Raw genomic sequence first — 15,913 nt, 5'->3', positions numbered from 1 at the left:
AGTGGTAAAGCAACCTTCGCATTGGGAAGAACATGGGCTGTAGTTGTCATATTCACCCTGATGTTTACGCTGCATTGACATCCGTCTTGCCGTCTTTGCTCCTTACATAGGCAGCCCCTGTCGTGGCTTCTATCATCGCCATGTTGATGATATAGCTCAACAGGACCTTACTTTGATCATCGGCCAGAAGCTTTGCTGCACTGAGAAGATCGACGATATGAGACTTTGGTTTCATGGTGTACTCCAGTCCTGTCAGAAGTGACACCCTATCGTTGTCTATTTTGATCATAAGTTTCAACTGCGGATAATCATCGGTGAAAGTTGCCAGTTGAGGTGCAAAACACCCCTATAATTTTAGGGGATTTGCGCATATTTCATATTTCGCAATCACGATAAGTCCTGTCCCGCATCCTTCTCTGAGAACCCCAGATGACACCCGGCCCAATTTTCACCGATGCGCAGCTTAAACTTTGGCTGCGGCGCGTTAACACTGAAATGTCCAAGGGAACGCCGCCGGAAGAGACTTTGGAACTGGTCAAGGCAACCATGCACGCACAAAATGCCGGCCAGGCTCCACTTTTATCGGCCGAAGACAGCACCCAAAAAGCAGCGAAAAATTCTAAAAAACGCTGCCGGGAGTAAGCGTTTTTTCCAGCTTTTGACGTGCGGGCGCACAGGCATTTCCACAGCCAGATACATCATGTTTATTGATGCAAGAGATCAATTATATTCGCTTGAATGATGAGGGGCCATCCGGCATTACTCTTTCATGGTCGCGACCTTTTGATGCCTCCCACTCAAAAGGAACCAGAGCAATGACATTGCTAAGTTTAGAACAGAGCACCAAGTCAAGCCATTCGTCCTTCGCGTCAGCCCTTCTTGGCCTGCGGTCGCGTGCCGTCGCCTCGTGGAAGCGCCGCCGTGCCGAGCGTGCGCTTGAAGGCCTCTCCTACGACACGCTGAAGGATATCGGCTTCCCATCGGCCGATCGCACCAACGGATCCAAGCCCGCACGATGATGCGGTATGGAATGGCCCGTGACGGGCAACCGTGTCGAAGAAGCATGAGCTACGTATAATAAAGGGCATTTCGGCCATGAAGGCGGAATGCCCTTTTTGTTTGCCGGGATCGCGCAATCCGGCATGGCCTATTTCCGACACATAGAATTTCCGCATCCGCTGGTCGCAAAACTGCCGGAAATACGTCCGGAAACGCGTCAAAAAACCGTGCTGCAACTCGGAGAGGCAAGATGCGAATGCGACATTTCCGGCATTGATAACGAAGCTTTTGGGCGTTTTCTGACCATTCTGCCGTTTTCAGCGCCATGCCACCACAGCGGACAGGTATTTATTTCTTCCCAGTCGCTGGCATCCATGCCAATGTCGCATTCAGGAAAGCCCGATGACGCTTTTCCACGTGACAAATGCGACATCTGCGGCGCATGGGACCTTCGATGAACAAGCCACTGACCAAAAAGCGATCACTCGTCTTCTTTCTCGTGCCCAACTTCTCGATGCTGCCCTTTTCCGCAGCGATCGAGACGCTGCGCATCGCCAACCGCATGCTGGGCTATGAAGCCTATACATGGCGCCTATCCTCGACCGATGGCACGCAGGTCCTGTCGTCAAGCGGCATCGGCCTGGAGGTCAACACCTCGCTTGCCGATGAACGGAAATTTCTCGGCGGTGAAAACCGTCCCTCGATGGTGCTGGTCTGTTCCGGCATCTATGTCGAAGACTTCAACAACAAATCCGTCAATGCCTGGCTGCGCGAGGTCTACAATCGCGGCGTCTCGGTGGGCAGCCTCTGTACGGGCGCCCATGTGCTGGCCACTGCCGGCCTGCTGACGGGCAAGCGCTGCGCCATTCACTGGGAAAACCTGCCGGGCTTTGCCGAAACCTTCCCGCAGGTCGATGTCTATGCCGATCTCTACGAGATCGACAGCAACATCTATACCTGCGCCGGCGGCACCGCCTCGCTGGACATGATGCTGAACCTGATCGACCAGGACTTTGGCGAGAACCTGGTCAACCGTGTCTGCGAACAGGCACTGACGGACCGCGTGCGCGGGCCGCATGACCGCCAGCGCCTGCCGCTGCGCGCCCGCCTTGGCGTGCAGAATGCCAAGGTTCTGTCGATCATCGAGTTGATGGAAGGCAACCTCTCCGAGCCGCTGTCGCTTTTGGAAATCGCCGATGGCGCCGGCCTGTCGCGCCGCCAGATCGAGCGCCTGTTCCGCCAGGAGATGGGCCGCTCCCCTGCCCGCTACTATCTGGAAATCCGACTCGACCGCGCCCGACACCTCCTGGTGCAGTCGGCCATGCCGGTGGTCGAAGTCGCCGTTGCCTGCGGCTTCGTGTCGGCCTCGCATTTTTCCAAGTGTTATCGCGAACTCTACAATCGCTCGCCGCAGCAGGAGCGTGCCGAGCGCAAGCTGACCTTGCAGGCAGCACGATAAACACGCGATCTGCGGCGGCGCGGCATAAAATGCTGGCGCCGCCGTTCTTTTACGACGCCATGGATTTAAGCAGGGTCAGTTCCGAGACGATCCGGTTTCGCCCGTCATATTTCGCCATGTAGAGAAACTGGTCGGCGGCGTTCAGGTAATTCTCGAAGGTCTCGAGCCCCTCGATCGTGGCAAGGCCGATCGACACGGTCACCGACAGTTCCTCGTCATCGGCAATCACCTTTGCCTGCGCCAGATCGAGCCGCAGCATTTCGCAGAAATCGCTGGCAGCATTGACATCGAGCCCGTTGAACAGCACGCCGAACTCTTCGCCGCCCAGGCGGGCCAGAAGATGCTCCTCACCGACAAGCCCGCGCAGGCGCTTGGCAACGGCTTTCAGCACCAGGTCGCCAACCTCGTGGCCGTAAGTATCGTTCAGCCGCTTGAAATGGTCGATATCGAGAATGGCAATCGAGGTCGTCTCGCCACGGCGCAGGCATTGTTCGACCAGCCTTGGCCCGTGCTGGAAGAAATAGCGCCTGTTATAGATGTCGGTGAGATAATCGCGGGCGGCAATGCCATGCAGCGCCTGGATCCGCTTCTGGATGCTGGCGACCTGAAACACCCGGCTGTTGAACTCATCGACCAGAAACGGTTTCGGTATGAACTCGGTGCCGCCGCGTTGCAAAAACCGCGCCGCATGCTGGCGGTCGCCATCGCCGGCAAGCGCAATGACCCCCAGCGTATCCTCGCCATATCGCTGCCTTAGCTCCGCCAGCAGCGTATAGGCTGTCATGTCCGGAAGCGCAAAATCGGTGACGACCAGATCAAAGCAGCCGCCGGTATCCAAGAGATGCAGCGCCTCTTTTCCGCCCGCCGCCGTCGTGACGCAGAACTGCTGCTGCCGCAGCTGGCTCAAAACAACGACCTGCGACGTGGGGTCCGAATCCACCAGCAGCACGGTCGTCTTCATATTGGTCAAGGCGCGGTCAACGAGCGAAATCACATGGCTGATCGAATCCGGCTGGCTCTTGATGACGCAGTCGATGACCTGGCGGCAGAGGATATCCTCGCGCGTGCTGTTGTTGAACGACCCCGTAAACACGATTGCAGCGATGTTCTGGGAAATCACATATTCTAGCGCTTCGCAGTTGGGCGCATCCGGCAGATTGAGGTCGAGAACCGCGACGCAATAGGCGCCGTCGCCCGCTTCAACGGCCTGACGAAGTGCCTCCAGAGACGCGCAATGGGTGACATCGACGCCGTGCGCAGTCTCCAGGCCGTGCTTGAGAACGGTGGCAAACATACGGGAATCCTCGACCAGCAGCATTCGCTTGCCCGAATGCTTCTGGATGTGGTTTTCCCGCGCTAGCGCCTTGCGAAAGCTCACGTCCCATCAATCCCATATTGAGCCAAGGCGGCCTTATGACCATTCGGGCTCTTAAAAAAATATTGGCATTATGCAATTGGCGGCCCCGCTCAAATGAGAGCAGGACTTTTGTCCCCCGCGCATTCAACCGCCAGGCACTTGCGATTTGGTTAAAACTGCCGGCCGGTTGATCAAGTTTCGCCACCGGGAACACAAAAATGTCACATTTCCGGCAGCGAAAATTCTAATTTAGTTACGCTGAAATATTCAGGCCGTCTTGGCGATCTTGGCGCCGAGCGTCTGGATCTTGGTCAGCGTATCGAGGTTCTGGTTCACCCGGCAATAAAACTCCTCGTTGACGAACGGCCGCAACATGAAATCATTGCCGCCGGCCTTCAGGAAGCGCGCCGACAAGAGCCGGTTGGCCGAGGACGACACGCCGATGATGCGCAACTGATGCGGACCATAGGCGCCGCGGATGCGGCGGGTCAGCTCGAAGCCGTCAATATCAGGCATGTTGTAATCGGTGATCACAAGGCCGATATCCGGATGCTTCTTCAGGAGCTCGAGTGCCGCAGCGCCGCTTTCCGCCGAACTGGTGCGGAAATTGTAGCGCTTCAGCTGCGTCGTCAAAAGCGCGCGCGCCGTTGGGCTGTCATCGACGATCAACACATGGTGCTTGTGGTTGGTCAGAAACCGGCAGACCGCTTCCGCCAACATATCGACGGCAAAGACACTGTCCTTGATGACATAATCGACGATGTCCTTGGCAAGGATGGTCTCGCGGGTGCTTTCCTGGAAGGTGCCGGTGAAAACGATCGTCGGCACGCTCATGTCGATGAGATAGGACAGAGCCTCGCCGTTTTCCGCGCCCGGAAGATTGATGTTGGAAATGGCGAGCGTGGCCGGAAAAGAAGCGTTCTCGATCGAAAACTGCAGATCGTCATAGTCGCGGCAGACGATGACGTCGATATCGAGAAGCTCTTTCAGCCTCTTGGAGACCATGGCGGCGAAAAGATTGGAATCCTCGGCAAGCACGATGCGATGCTGCTGCAACGATTCACCGGAATAGTACATTCCGGACACGCCAAAAAATGACATTGATTGCCTATCTGAAAAGATTGTCCCCGAGGCCAAGCTACGCAGAAAGGTTTTCGCAGTCGTTAATCGCGGCCCCGAATGGAAGACCACTTTTGGGCCAATGCGAAACCGGCAAACTGAGCTCTTACTTGAAGACGGCCGAGCCGTTGACGAGCTCTATCGTTTCATCGCCCTGCAGGCCGACGCGGTCGCCGCTCGGCGTCGTGATGAAACAGCCGCTCGGGCAGATCGATTCCGTGCCGCCTGCGCTGATGGCGACTTCCATGCGGCTTTCGCCCTCCACCACGACAAGCACCGCAGCGTCGGCATCCTTGTTGGTCACCGTCGCGGACCATGCCGGAAGGGCCATCATGACAGTCAAAACACATGCACTTACGAATGTTTTCATTGCCCATCAGCGCCTCTGCGCCGCCCCTTTTTGGCATTTGCACTCCAGACGACAGGTCTGGTCAGAACAAGATGCCGCTTCACCCCGCACCAGACTAGCGCACGCGGGAGGAATTGCATGAGAAATATGATGGGACGGCTGAATAGAGGCTGAATGGCCGGGATAACCGGCGTTCATCTGGACGGCCGGCTTTCACGTCTGTCGCCAATGTCCAACGCACCCGCTCGATGGAGCGAGTGCGTTGGAAAGTTTGCGGTCAGCCAGGGGGAATGTCAGCTCTTCGGCTTCAGGTTTTCCGGATCGTAGAGCGGCTTGTAGCCGATCCCCACCACCTCGACCGGGTAGGTTTCGGCGAAATACTCGATGTTCAGCTTGCGGCCGACCTGGCAATAGGCCTGCGGCAGATAGGCGAGCGCGATATTCTTGCCGATGGTCGGGCCAAACGCGATCGAGGTCGTGTAGGAGCGGCGGCCGAGATCGTCGATCAGCACATCGCCGGTTTCCGGGTCCATGACCGGCAGGTTGCCGAGCGGGTAGCGCTTCACGCCGGTTTTGTCGGCATTCTCAGTCATGACCAGCGTGCACAGCATCGCCGGCTGATGTTCGCGCGCCTTGTATTCCAGATGTTTCGCTTTGCCGCGGAAATCGGCTTCCTTGACCTTCGGGCGGGCAAGATCCGCCTCGATCAGATTATACTGGGTCAGAAGGTCGGCATTCTGCAGGCGCAGGCTCTTTTCCATGCGGCGCGAGTTTGCATAGGTTTCCACACCGAAGGCCATGACACCGGTGGCGCGCAGCGCGTCCCAGACAGCCAGGCCATCCTCGTATTTCATATGCAGTTCCCAGCCCTGTTCGCCGACATAGGAAATGCGGAAGGCGGTTACCGGCTTGCCGCCGATCTCGATTGGCTTGATCGCCGCAAAGGCGAAGTTTTCCGGATCGAGGCCCGACGGATCGGCAACGACTTTCTTCAGCGTCTCGCGTGCATTCGGTCCCCAGATGCCGATGGTGATGAATTTTTCGGTGACATCGATGATGGTGACATCAAGGCCACGATCCTGCGCGACACGGCGCATATAGTGGAAGTCGCGCGGGCCCGCATCGGCGCCGTTGATCAGGCGGCACCGGTCGGCCATGCGGATGACGGTAAAGTCAGCCCGCACCATGCCTTCGTCATCGAGGAAGTGGGTGTAGATGCCCTTGCCGATATTGCCGTCGCCACCGATCTTCGCAGCACACAGCCATTCGAGCAGCTCGACGTGATCCGGCCCCTCGATATCCACCATGTGGAAATGCGAGAGGTTGACGATACCGCAATCGTCGGTCATCGCCAGATGCTCGGCATTGGACACGCGCCAGAAGTGGCGGTTGTCCCATTCGTTCTCGCGCACAGGAACCTTGTCGCCGTATTTTTCCAGGAGATGCTCGTTGGCGGCGTAGCCATGGGCACGCTCCCAGCCGCCGAGTTCCATGAAATAGCCGCCAAGCTCCTTTTCGCGCTCGTGGAACGGCGAGCGCTTGACGCCACGGCCGGAAGCATAGGGCTCGCGATTGTGCACGGCCGGGAAATAGATTTTCTGCGCCGCCTCGTAGGTGCGGCCTTCGATGAACTTTTCTTCCAGCTGATGCGGGTAGAAGCGTGCATAGTCGATCGAATTGTGATCGACCTCGGTGCGGCCGTCGGTCATCCAGTCGGCAATGAGCTTGCCGTAGCCGGGACCGTCCTTCACCCAGATGGCGACGCAGTACCAAAGGCCCCGCACCTTCTGGCTCTCGCCGCAGGAAGCGCCACCGCCGGCGGAAACCTGCAGCAGGCCGTTGAAGGAATGGCTCTCATTATAGCCGAGCTCGCCGAGGATCGGCGTCAGCTCCATGGCGCGCTCGAGCGGCTCGATGATCTGTTCCATGTCGAGATCGCGCTGCGACGGCGACAGGCGTGCCTCGTGCTTTTCCAGGATGTCGCGCGGATGGCAGAGGCGCGGATTGGTGGTCTCGTAGTAACCCCACTCGATCTGGCCGCCCTCCGTCGTCTTCGGATCGCCGGTGTCGCGCATATAGGCGGAGTTGCCCTGGTCGCGCAGCAGCGGAAAGCCGATCTCCTTGCCGGTGCCTTCAAACTCGTTGTAGGGACCGAAGAATGTGAGCGGGTGATCGACCGGCATGACCGGCAGGTCTTCACCGACCATTTCGGCGATCAGGCGGCCCCAGATGCCGGCACAGACGATGACATGATCGGCCATGATCGTGCCGCGATGGGTGACGACGCCCTTGATACGGCCGCCCTCGACAATCAACGACTTGGCCGGCGTGTTGCCATAGACCTGAAGCTTGCCGGATTTCTCCGCCGCGTCAACGAGCTTGCCCGCAACCGTCTGCGAGCGCGGGATGACCAGGCCCGCATCCGGATCGAACAGGCCGCCCATCACCTGATCTTCCTCGATCAGCGGGAACATCTGCTTGATTTCCGCAGGCGAAACATAATGCGCGCGGGTGCCGAACGCCTTGGCGGAGGACAGCTTGCGCTTGATCTCTTCCATCCAGGTATCGTCGCCGGTGCGCGCCACTTCCAGGCCGCCAATGCGGGCGTAATGGCCCATCTTCTCGTAGAAATCGATCGAATACTGGGTCGTCCAGACCGAGAGGTAATCGTGGCTCGTCGTGTAGCAGAAGTCGGAGGCATGCGCAGTCGAGCCGATATCCGTCGGAATGCCCGACTTGTCGATGCCGACGATATCATCCCAGCCACGCTCGATCAGGTGATGGGCGATCGACGCGCCGACGATCCCTCCCAACCCGATGATAACGACCTTCGCCTTTTGCGGAAATTCTGCCATTGCCCACGACCCTGATTGAAGACTGAAATCGGATTTTAGAGTTTGCGTCCCACAGACTAGAGCCTGTCTACGACATAATCATCATGCTGCACGACCAGAAGCGCCATGGGCGCCAATTGCCGGCACAGCTATCCCAAGCTTCGCTGCAAACGACAACCGGAATCACCGGGATGGGTGGACCGGTCAGGGCTGGCGCTGACCGCAATCCTATTCGGCCGCCCCGTCAGCGGTCACCCGGCGCGGGCGCCGTTGCGTGCCGCTGCGTTTGAAAGCCTCGATGGGCTGTGGCGTTGCCGCAGGCGGCCCGGCGGCCTCGGCTTTCAGAGTTTCGGCATCGGCCTCCGGTCCCGGCGGCAGCGTTTCTGGCTCCAGTTCCTCCTTGGAAAACGGTGCCCCAAGCCCCTCGTCCTTGAAACGTTCGTAGATCGCTAGCCGCAGATCGTTGCGCACACCGTTGCCATTGACGATATCGGCAAGGAATACCCGCAATTCGAAGGTCATTGTCTCGTCGCCGAAAGCAGTGAAAACAGCCTGCGGTTCTGGGTTTTTCAATACGAGCGAATGACCCGCCGCAATTTGCAACAGCGTATCCATCACCAGCCTTGGCGTACTGTCATAGCTGACAATGACGGGAATGTCCGAGCGGCCGAGCTTGTTCTTATGCGTCCAGTTGCCGACAGACGCATTGATGAACAGCGAGTTCGGCACCATGATCGTCTGGCGCTGGAAGGTCTCGATCTCGGTCGCTCGAACCGAGATGCGCTTGACGAAGCCTTCCGTCGTGCCGGTCACCACCCAGTCTCCGACCTTGAACGGCCGTTCGACCAGAAGGATGAGGCCCGAGACGAAATTGGAGACGATGTTCTGCAGGCCGAAACCGACGCCGAGAGACAGGGCACCGGCAACCAGCGCCAGGTTCGACAGGTCGAACCCCGCCGCAGAAATGCCGATCAGGCCGGCCAGGCCAATGCCGAGATAGCCGATGCCGGTCTTGACGGAGTTTCGCACGCCGGTATCGACGCGGCTTCGCGCCATCACATTGCCGTCGAGCCAGCGCTGGAGCCAGCGCGTCACCACGTAACCGGCGGCAAACAGCAGGATCCCGGCCAGGATGCCGACAATGGAGATCTTGATGCTGCCAATATTGATGTCGGTAAAGATCCGGTAGGCCCATGCCTCGATATCGGCGGTCTGGAAGCCCCATTGCAACAGGATCAGCGGAATGAAGAACAGCACCACCAGGACATAGATCCCCAGTCCGGCCGCCAGACCAGTCTGGTCGAGCGCAACCTGTTCCATCCGGAAGCGCTTTTCGAGATAGCGGCCGACCACCGTGTCGGCGAGCGCATTCTGCTTGGCAACGGCCTTACCGGTGAGGATGCCGATATACATCGTCACCAGAATGGCACCGGTCATCACGATCTGCGTGGCGATGAAGCGGGCAAGCCCCACATAGCCGGCGAGCGCGGCCACGATCAGCAATATGCCGCTCGACACGAACAACAGCGACACCGCCCGCGGCCATGGCTTGCCGCGCGCATCGAGACTATCGCCTTTCGGAACGATCGGCTTGATCAACGCCATCGCCATCAGGATGAGACCGATGATGATCGTGGCGATCAGGCTTTTGACGACGGTCAGGACCACGGGCGAGCCCATGACCTCGCTGATCGCACCGGCGAGATAGTCGAGACCATTGACGAGGGCCATGGCAAAGATCGACAGCGCCAAGAGGCGTGCACCGCGATCCGAAACCCGCACCAGCCGCCAGGCCCTCTGCTTGGGCGCCAGCACCGCATTCGACAGGGTCGAAACAAACAGCAGCGCGACGCAGATTGCCAGCGTGATCGAAATGATCGGCGCGATATCGGGCCGCAGGACCTTGAAGGCCTGCAGGAAGAAATAGCTGGTGGCCGCAAACACCGCCATCGCCACCGTCGGGATCATCGTCGACCAGAAGGCTACCGACAGGCGGGTGATATAGCCCGGCTCTTCGCTGAGAACCTCACGATGGATCAGCGGGAAAAACAGTTTTCGCGTGCCGAGCAACAGGACGAGCGCTGCGCAAAGGGACAGAAACAAGGCGCTCAGCAGCTGCAGCCGCTTGAAATTCCACGCAAAGGTCAACCAGCTGCCGACGGTGCGCGCAAAGGCCTGCCGCTCCAGCGTCAGCGAGGCCATCGCGTCCATGACCATCGGGCCGTTGATATCGGTATGCTTGAGGAGCGTGTTGCTGAACAGGGCACGCCGTGTGGCGGTGATGCCATTCGACAGCTTGGTGGCCTGGATAGACAGGTCCTCCGCCGTTCCAGTGAGCGCGTTGATTTCGCCGCGCTCTGCCAAAAGGCGCTTGCGCTCCTGCGCCACGACATCCGTCTCGGGCGGCGCGCCATCGGCCGGCGGATCGCCGAGTTCTGCCAGACGCGCCTTGATTTCATCGAGCCGTGGCCGGGTGGCGACCGATATCGCGATGATCTGCTTGGTCGCCGCCTCGACCTCGACCTTCAACTCGGCAAGACGGCTATCGTCATCCTTGGCAGCGTTGGTCTGGTCGGTCAGCCGTGCCAGGTTCTTGCGCGCCTCTTCGAGCTGCGCGGATGCCTGCGCCTGCGGACTAGCGGCCGCTGCTGCTGCCGTTTGCTGCGGCGTCGCTTGTCCCGAAGGTTGTTGCGGCGTGGCCTGTCCGGCCGGCTGCTGCTGCGGCGTCGCCTGCGCGGCTGGCTGCTGCGCCATGAGAGGCCCGGATGCGGCAAACATCGACAAACAGAGAAGGATGGCAAAACATTTCGACATCATCGGCAATCACATATCCTTTTCCGCCAGACCGCGCTGAAGAGTAGAATCGGCGCGCGCGGTGCGCAGAGCTTTTGGCGTTCCATAGGCCGGGCCGTAGCCAGATGCAAAATCGGATTGACCGTTTTGCTATATCTGGCTGGCCCTTCGGCTTAAAATCCTGATCCCGGTTGAGAGAGAAACGTGACCTCCGCCGGGGTGGACACACGCCCTAAAATGGCATTGCGATGCGGGAACCGTCCAAACTGGAGGACAACCTCGCGGTGCCGGATGGCATAGTCCAGATAATTGGCATCGCCCAGTTCCGTGAACAGCGCCACCGATCGTGACTGATCGACGAGGTTTTCCGAATGTTCAAAAGGCAGATAGAGGAAAACGCGCTGATCGACGGAAAGGCCGGTATCCGCCCCCGCGTCCAGCGCAAGGTTCGCCTCCCGCAGGGCAAGTCCGTCGGTCGCAAACGCCAGCGGCGTGCCACGATACATGTTGCGCGGCATCTGATCGAACAGGATGATGGTGGCCAACCGGGCGCTGGGCGTGGCCCGCCACTCAGGCGGAACACCGCGCGCCAGTTCCAGATGCGTCGAGCGGAAACGCTGTTCGCATTCACTGTCGAGCGACGGATGCGGCTTGAACCAGTCCTGCGGTTGCAACTCACCGAACCAGAACGACAGGATGTCATCCGGTGTGCTTATCCCGACAGTGTCTGCCATGCGCTTCTTTCCTCTTCATTCACGTCAGCCGGCCCAACATCGCCGCCCGGCTCCATTGGCCGGTGGCCGGTTTCCCATGCAATTCCGGCGGTACCACGGCGAATAGCATCTTCATGCGTATTTGCCATGCTGCCAATCGCTGAAGTTCTGCGGATTCAAGACTCGCGCAAGACAGCCGGTATCCCGGTCAGACCCGGCGGCAGGCTCGCGCTGATCATGCGGCGCCGTGATTTTCTCGGTTTTGCCGGGGGATGGACGTTCCGCAACCGGCCTATGCGTGGTAACTTATTCTAGGGAACGGAGCGCCCGGGGGATGGTGAGGCAAATGATTTCGATATTACACCGGGTGAAGAGCAGGACTTTCTCCAGCTATGCGCGCAAAGGGAAAGTTCTGCGTTATAATTTCCTACCCAATGAATAGAGTATGCCTGCTAACAACGGAGAGGTAGACATGCGAGCGAAACAACTCACGAAATTCTTTACGGCGGCGCTTCTTGCCTCCGCCATCCAGATCGGCGGCCTCGGCGTTGCGTTTGCCGACACGACGATTCTCAATGTCTCCTATGACCCGACCCGCGAACTCTACAAGGATTTCAACGCGGCCTTCGCGGAAAAGTGGAAGACGGACACGGGCGAGACAGTCACGATCCAGACCTCGCATGGCGGGTCCGGCAAGCAGGCACGCTCGGTCATCGACGGCTTGGAAGCTGACGTCGTGACCCTGGCTCTGGAAGCCGATATCGACGCCATTGCCAAGGAATCCGGCAAGATCCCGGCAGACTGGAAGTCGAAATTCGAAAACAACAGCGCCCCTTACACGTCCACGATCGTCTTCCTGGTGCGCAAGGGCAATCCGAAGGGCATCAAGGACTGGGGCGATCTGGTCAAGGACGACATCCAGGTGATCACGCCAAACCCGAAGACCTCGGGCGGCGCACGCTGGAATTTCCTCGCCGCCTGGGCCTGGGCCCGTGCCGCCAATGGCGGGGATGACACAAAGGCACAGGAATATGTCACCGATCTCTTCAAGCATGTCCCGGTCCTCGACACCGGCGCACGCGGCTCGACCACGACATTCGTTCAGCGCGGTCTGGGCGACGTCCTGATTGCCTGGGAAAACGAAGCCTATCTGTCGCTCGAAGAACTCGGCCCCGATAAATTCGATATCGTCACACCGACGATCTCGATCAAGGCAGAACCGCCGGTGGCACTGGTCGATGGCAATGTCGATACCAAGGGCACGCGCAAGGTGGCGGAAGCTTACCTGCAGTACCTCTATTCGGATGTCGGCCAGAAGATCGCCGCCAAGCATTTCTACCGCCCCTTCAAGCCTGAAGTGGCAGACCCGAATGACATCAAGCGATTTGCCGATGTGAAGCTCGTCACGATTGACGATTTCGGCGGATGGAAAGAAGCTCAGCCGAAATATTTTGGAGACGGTGGACTGTTTGACCAGATCTACAAGCCGGGGCAATAAGACTTTATGACCGCACGCACAGCTTCGCTGTGGCAATTCAGACAGCCGAGCGTCATTCCAGGATTCGGATTGGCGCTCGGCGTTACTTTGTCATGGCTCATACTCATCATCCTCATTCCGCTCTCAGGTCTCGCGTGGCGCTCAAGCGCTCTGGGCTGGTCCACCTTCTGGACGCTTGCCACCGACCAGCGCACCATCAACGCTCTGCGCATCAGTTTCGGCACCGCCTTTGCCGCAGCTTTGATCAATGTCGTCTTCGGCGTCATCCTTGCCTGGGTTCTGGTGCGCTACCGCTTTCCGGGAAAACGCATCATCGACGCGATGGTCGATCTGCCCTTCGCTTTGCCGACGGCTGTTGCCGGCATCGCGCTGACGACGCTCTACGCGCCGAACGGCTGGATCGGCAGCCTGTTTGCACCGCTCGGCATCAAGATCGCCTTCACGCCGCTGGGTATCGTTTTTGCGCTGGTCTTCGTCGGCCTGCCCTTCGTCGTGCGCACCGTGCAGCCGATCATGGAGGAGATCGACAAGGAGGTCGAAGAGGCCGCAGCCACGCTTGGCGCCAACCGCTTCCAGACCATCCGCCGCGTGCTTCTACCCGGTCTCGCACCGGCGGTTCTCACTGGCTTTGCCTTGGCCTTTGCCCGTGGCGTTGGCGAATATGGCTCCGTCATCTTCATTGCCGGCAATCTTCCCTATGTCTCGGAAATCGCTCCCCTCCTGATCGTTATTCGTCTCGAGGAATTCAATTATCCGGCGGCAACGGCGATTGCGGCGATCATGCTGATGATCTCCTTTGCCATGCTCTTGATCATCAACTCGATACAGGCCTGGAGCAGAAGGAGGTACGGCTATGGCGCATGACCTCACGACATCGACCGGCAGCGGCAACACCGAATTGGTCCGGACCGCAACGTCGGAACATAGGCTGGCACGCTACACGCTCATCGGCCTCGCCCTCTGTTTCGTCGGGCTCTTTCTCGTCCTGCCGCTGGCAGCCGTCTTCACCGAAGCCCTGCGCAACGGCCCCGGCGAGTTCCTGACGGTGCTCTCCGATCCCGAAACCTTTGCCGCGATCAGGCTGACGCTGCTGGTCGCCGTGATTGCCGTGCCGCTCAATGTGGTCTTCGGCATCGCCGCCGCCTGGGCGATCGCCAAGTTCGAATTCAAGGGCAAGGCGTTCCTCACCACCCTGATCGACCTGCCCTTTTCGGTATCGCCGGTCATATCGGGCCTGGTGTTCATTCTTCTGTTTGGATCCCACAGCCTGCTTGGACCCTGGCTGCAGAGCCACGGCATCCAGATCCTGTTCGCCGTCCCCGCCATCGTTCTCGCCACCGTCTTCGTCACCTTCCCATTCGTCGCCCGCGAACTGATCCCGCTGATGCAGGAACAGGGAACCAGCGACGAGGAAGCGGCGCTGTCGCTGGGGGCAAGCGGCTGGCAGACCTTCTGGTATGTGACGCTGCCCAATATCAAATGGGGCCTGCTCTACGGCGTCCTGCTCTGCAACGCCCGTGCCATGGGCGAGTTCGGCGCAGTCTCCGTCGTCTCCGGACATATCCGCGGGCTGACGAACACCATGCCGCTGCAGGTGGAAATCCTCTACAATGAATATAATTTCGTTGCCGCTTTCGCCGTCGCAACGCTTCTCGCGCTGCTGGCCCTCGTCACCCTCGTTCTGAAGTCGCTGCTTGAGATGAAGTACAGCGCCCAGATCGCGGCCAGCCGCCGGCACTGAAAGGTCAAGTTTCCATGGAAGTTCGCGTTCAAAACATACGCAAGGAATTCAGCCGTCTGCCGGCGCTGAACGACGTGTCTCTCGATATCCGCTCCGGCGAGCTGATTGCCCTGTTGGGGCCCTCGGGCTCCGGCAAGACGACGCTGCTGCGGCTGATTGCGGGGCTTGAAAGCCCGACCGACGGCACCGTCTATTTCGGCAATGAGGATGCCTCGCGCAAGACTGTCCAGCAGCGCAATATCGGCTTCGTGTTCCAGCACTATGCCCTGTTCCGCCACATGACGGTGCTCGACAACGTCTCCTTCGGCCTGACGATCCGCCCGGCCGGCCGGAGGCCCTCCAAGGCCGACATCCGCAAGCGGGCGCTCGAACTGCTCGACCTTGTCCAGCTCAGCGGTCTGGAAAAACGCTATCCCGCCCAGCTGTCCGGCGGCCAGCGCCAGCGTGTCGCTCTCGCCCGCGCCATGGCGGTGGAACCCAATGTCCTCCTGCTCGACGAGCCCTTCGGTGCGCTGGACGCACAGGTCCGCAAGGAACTGCGCCGCTGGTTGCGCGAAATCCACGACCGGACCGGCCATACCACCGTATTCGTCACCCACGATCAGGATGAGGCCTTGGAGTTGGCTGACCGGGTCGTCGTCATGAGCAAGGGCAAGATCGAGCAGATCGGTACGCCCGACGAGATCTATGATACGCCGAATTCGCCCTTCGTCTTCGGTTTCATCGGCCAATCCAACATCCTGCCCGTGCGGATCGAAAACGGCCAGCTGTGGATCGGGGACAAAACAATCGGCATCAGCGCGCAGGGTGAAGCCGACGGCACGGCCCAGCTCTATTTCCGCCCGCATGACATCGAACTGCTCGATGGTGGCAGCATCGAAGGCATCGTCACCGTGACCCGCCGCGTCGCCGGTACCCGCCATGTCGAATTGGCGATCGACGCTGCCAACAGCCGGGTGGAAATCGAACTGCCGCCGGAAAAGATCACATCCGATCATTCCCGCGTCGCCTTCCGCCCGACGCGCTGGAAACTTTTTCGCGATTGAAAAGA

Annotated in this window: 15 protein-coding genes; 8 read left to right on the top strand and 7 right to left on the bottom strand. The window is 59.3% G+C overall.

The features are described from left to right. Positions 1-64: 64 nt before the first annotated feature. Entirely contained in the window at positions 65-235 is a 171-nt protein-coding gene (locus PYR65_RS11250) for a hypothetical protein (protein WP_276118046.1), read from the bottom strand. A gap of 194 nt (positions 236-429) precedes the next feature. Between PYR65_RS11250 and PYR65_RS11245 the strand changes: the two genes are divergently transcribed. The 4 genes from PYR65_RS11245 (at position 430) to PYR65_RS30590 (ending at position 2,458) form a co-directional block, all read left to right on the top strand. After that, positions 430-642 (top strand): hypothetical protein, encoded by a 213-nt coding sequence (locus tag PYR65_RS11245; RefSeq protein WP_276118044.1) that lies wholly within the window; start codon positions 430-432, stop codon positions 640-642. Between the two features lie 173 nt (positions 643-815). Then, positions 816-1,019 carry a hypothetical protein gene (locus tag PYR65_RS11240; RefSeq protein WP_276118043.1) on the top strand — a complete coding sequence of 68 codons (204 nt, stop codon included), beginning with the start codon at positions 816-818 and terminating at the stop codon, positions 1,017-1,019. A gap of 87 nt (positions 1,020-1,106) precedes the next feature. Then, on the top strand, positions 1,107-1,457 hold the full coding sequence (locus PYR65_RS11235) for a hypothetical protein (RefSeq protein WP_276118042.1): 351 nt from the start codon (positions 1,107-1,109) through the stop codon (positions 1,455-1,457). Further along, positions 1,454-2,458, top strand: coding sequence for a GlxA family transcriptional regulator (locus PYR65_RS30590; protein WP_037096584.1), 1,005 nt, complete (start codon positions 1,454-1,456; stop codon positions 2,456-2,458). The genes PYR65_RS11235 and PYR65_RS30590 overlap by 4 nt, the downstream gene beginning before the upstream one ends. Before the next feature lie 49 nt (positions 2,459-2,507). Here the strand turns inward: PYR65_RS30590 and PYR65_RS11220 are convergent, their stop codons facing one another. From PYR65_RS11220 to PYR65_RS11195, 6 genes are all read right to left on the bottom strand, one after another. Next, positions 2,508-3,836 (bottom strand): diguanylate cyclase, encoded by a 1,329-nt coding sequence (locus tag PYR65_RS11220; RefSeq protein WP_276118040.1) that lies wholly within the window; start codon positions 3,834-3,836, stop codon positions 2,508-2,510. A 246-nt stretch (positions 3,837-4,082) separates the two neighbouring features. Next, positions 4,083-4,916 carry a response regulator gene (locus PYR65_RS11215; protein WP_060640457.1) on the bottom strand — a complete coding sequence of 278 codons (834 nt, stop codon included), beginning with the start codon at positions 4,914-4,916 and terminating at the stop codon, positions 4,083-4,085. Positions 4,917-5,040: 124 nt separating this feature from the next. Further along, positions 5,041-5,304 (bottom strand): hypothetical protein, encoded by a 264-nt coding sequence (locus tag PYR65_RS11210; protein WP_276118039.1) that lies wholly within the window; start codon positions 5,302-5,304, stop codon positions 5,041-5,043. Positions 5,305-5,576: 272 nt separating this feature from the next. Further along, a complete protein-coding gene (locus tag PYR65_RS11205; protein WP_276118038.1) occupies positions 5,577-8,138 on the bottom strand; it encodes a GcvT family protein in 2,562 nt (853 codons plus the stop codon). Positions 8,139-8,345: 207 nt separating this feature from the next. Further along, the gene (locus PYR65_RS11200) at positions 8,346-10,934 is read right to left on the bottom strand and encodes a mechanosensitive ion channel family protein (RefSeq protein WP_276118037.1); all 2,589 of its coding nucleotides are present in this window, start codon (positions 10,932-10,934) and stop codon (positions 8,346-8,348) included. A gap of 149 nt (positions 10,935-11,083) precedes the next feature. Beyond that, positions 11,084-11,644, bottom strand: a complete 561-nt coding sequence (locus tag PYR65_RS11195) for a DUF924 family protein (protein WP_276118036.1) — start codon at positions 11,642-11,644, stop codon at positions 11,084-11,086. A 451-nt stretch (positions 11,645-12,095) separates the two neighbouring features. Between PYR65_RS11195 and PYR65_RS11190 the strand changes: the two genes are divergently transcribed. From PYR65_RS11190 to PYR65_RS11175, 4 genes are read left to right on the top strand one after another with little or no spacing between them, the layout of a single operon-like run. Further along, positions 12,096-13,121 (top strand): sulfate ABC transporter substrate-binding protein, encoded by a 1,026-nt coding sequence (locus PYR65_RS11190; protein ID WP_276118035.1) that lies wholly within the window; start codon positions 12,096-12,098, stop codon positions 13,119-13,121. Between the two features lie 6 nt (positions 13,122-13,127). Further along, positions 13,128-13,985, top strand: a complete 858-nt coding sequence (cysT, locus tag PYR65_RS11185; RefSeq protein ID WP_060640463.1) for a sulfate ABC transporter permease subunit CysT — start codon at positions 13,128-13,130, stop codon at positions 13,983-13,985. After that, positions 13,975-14,862: a sulfate ABC transporter permease subunit CysW gene (gene cysW, locus PYR65_RS11180; protein ID WP_060640464.1), complete on the top strand. Its 888-nt coding sequence runs from the start codon at positions 13,975-13,977 to the stop codon at positions 14,860-14,862. Before cysT ends, cysW begins: the two co-directional genes overlap by 11 nt. 14 nt (positions 14,863-14,876) lie before the next feature. Further along, positions 14,877-15,908 carry a sulfate/molybdate ABC transporter ATP-binding protein gene (locus PYR65_RS11175; RefSeq protein WP_276118034.1) on the top strand — a complete coding sequence of 344 codons (1,032 nt, stop codon included), beginning with the start codon at positions 14,877-14,879 and terminating at the stop codon, positions 15,906-15,908. The last annotated feature ends 5 nt before the right edge of the window (positions 15,909-15,913 follow it).

It is taken from the genome of Pararhizobium qamdonense (assembly GCF_029277445.1).
In the GTDB taxonomy this organism is placed as follows: Bacteria; Pseudomonadota; Alphaproteobacteria; order Rhizobiales; family Rhizobiaceae; genus Pararhizobium; species Pararhizobium qamdonense.
Note: the sequence above shows the minus strand (reverse complement) of the source record. Positions and strands in the feature narration are given on the sequence as shown.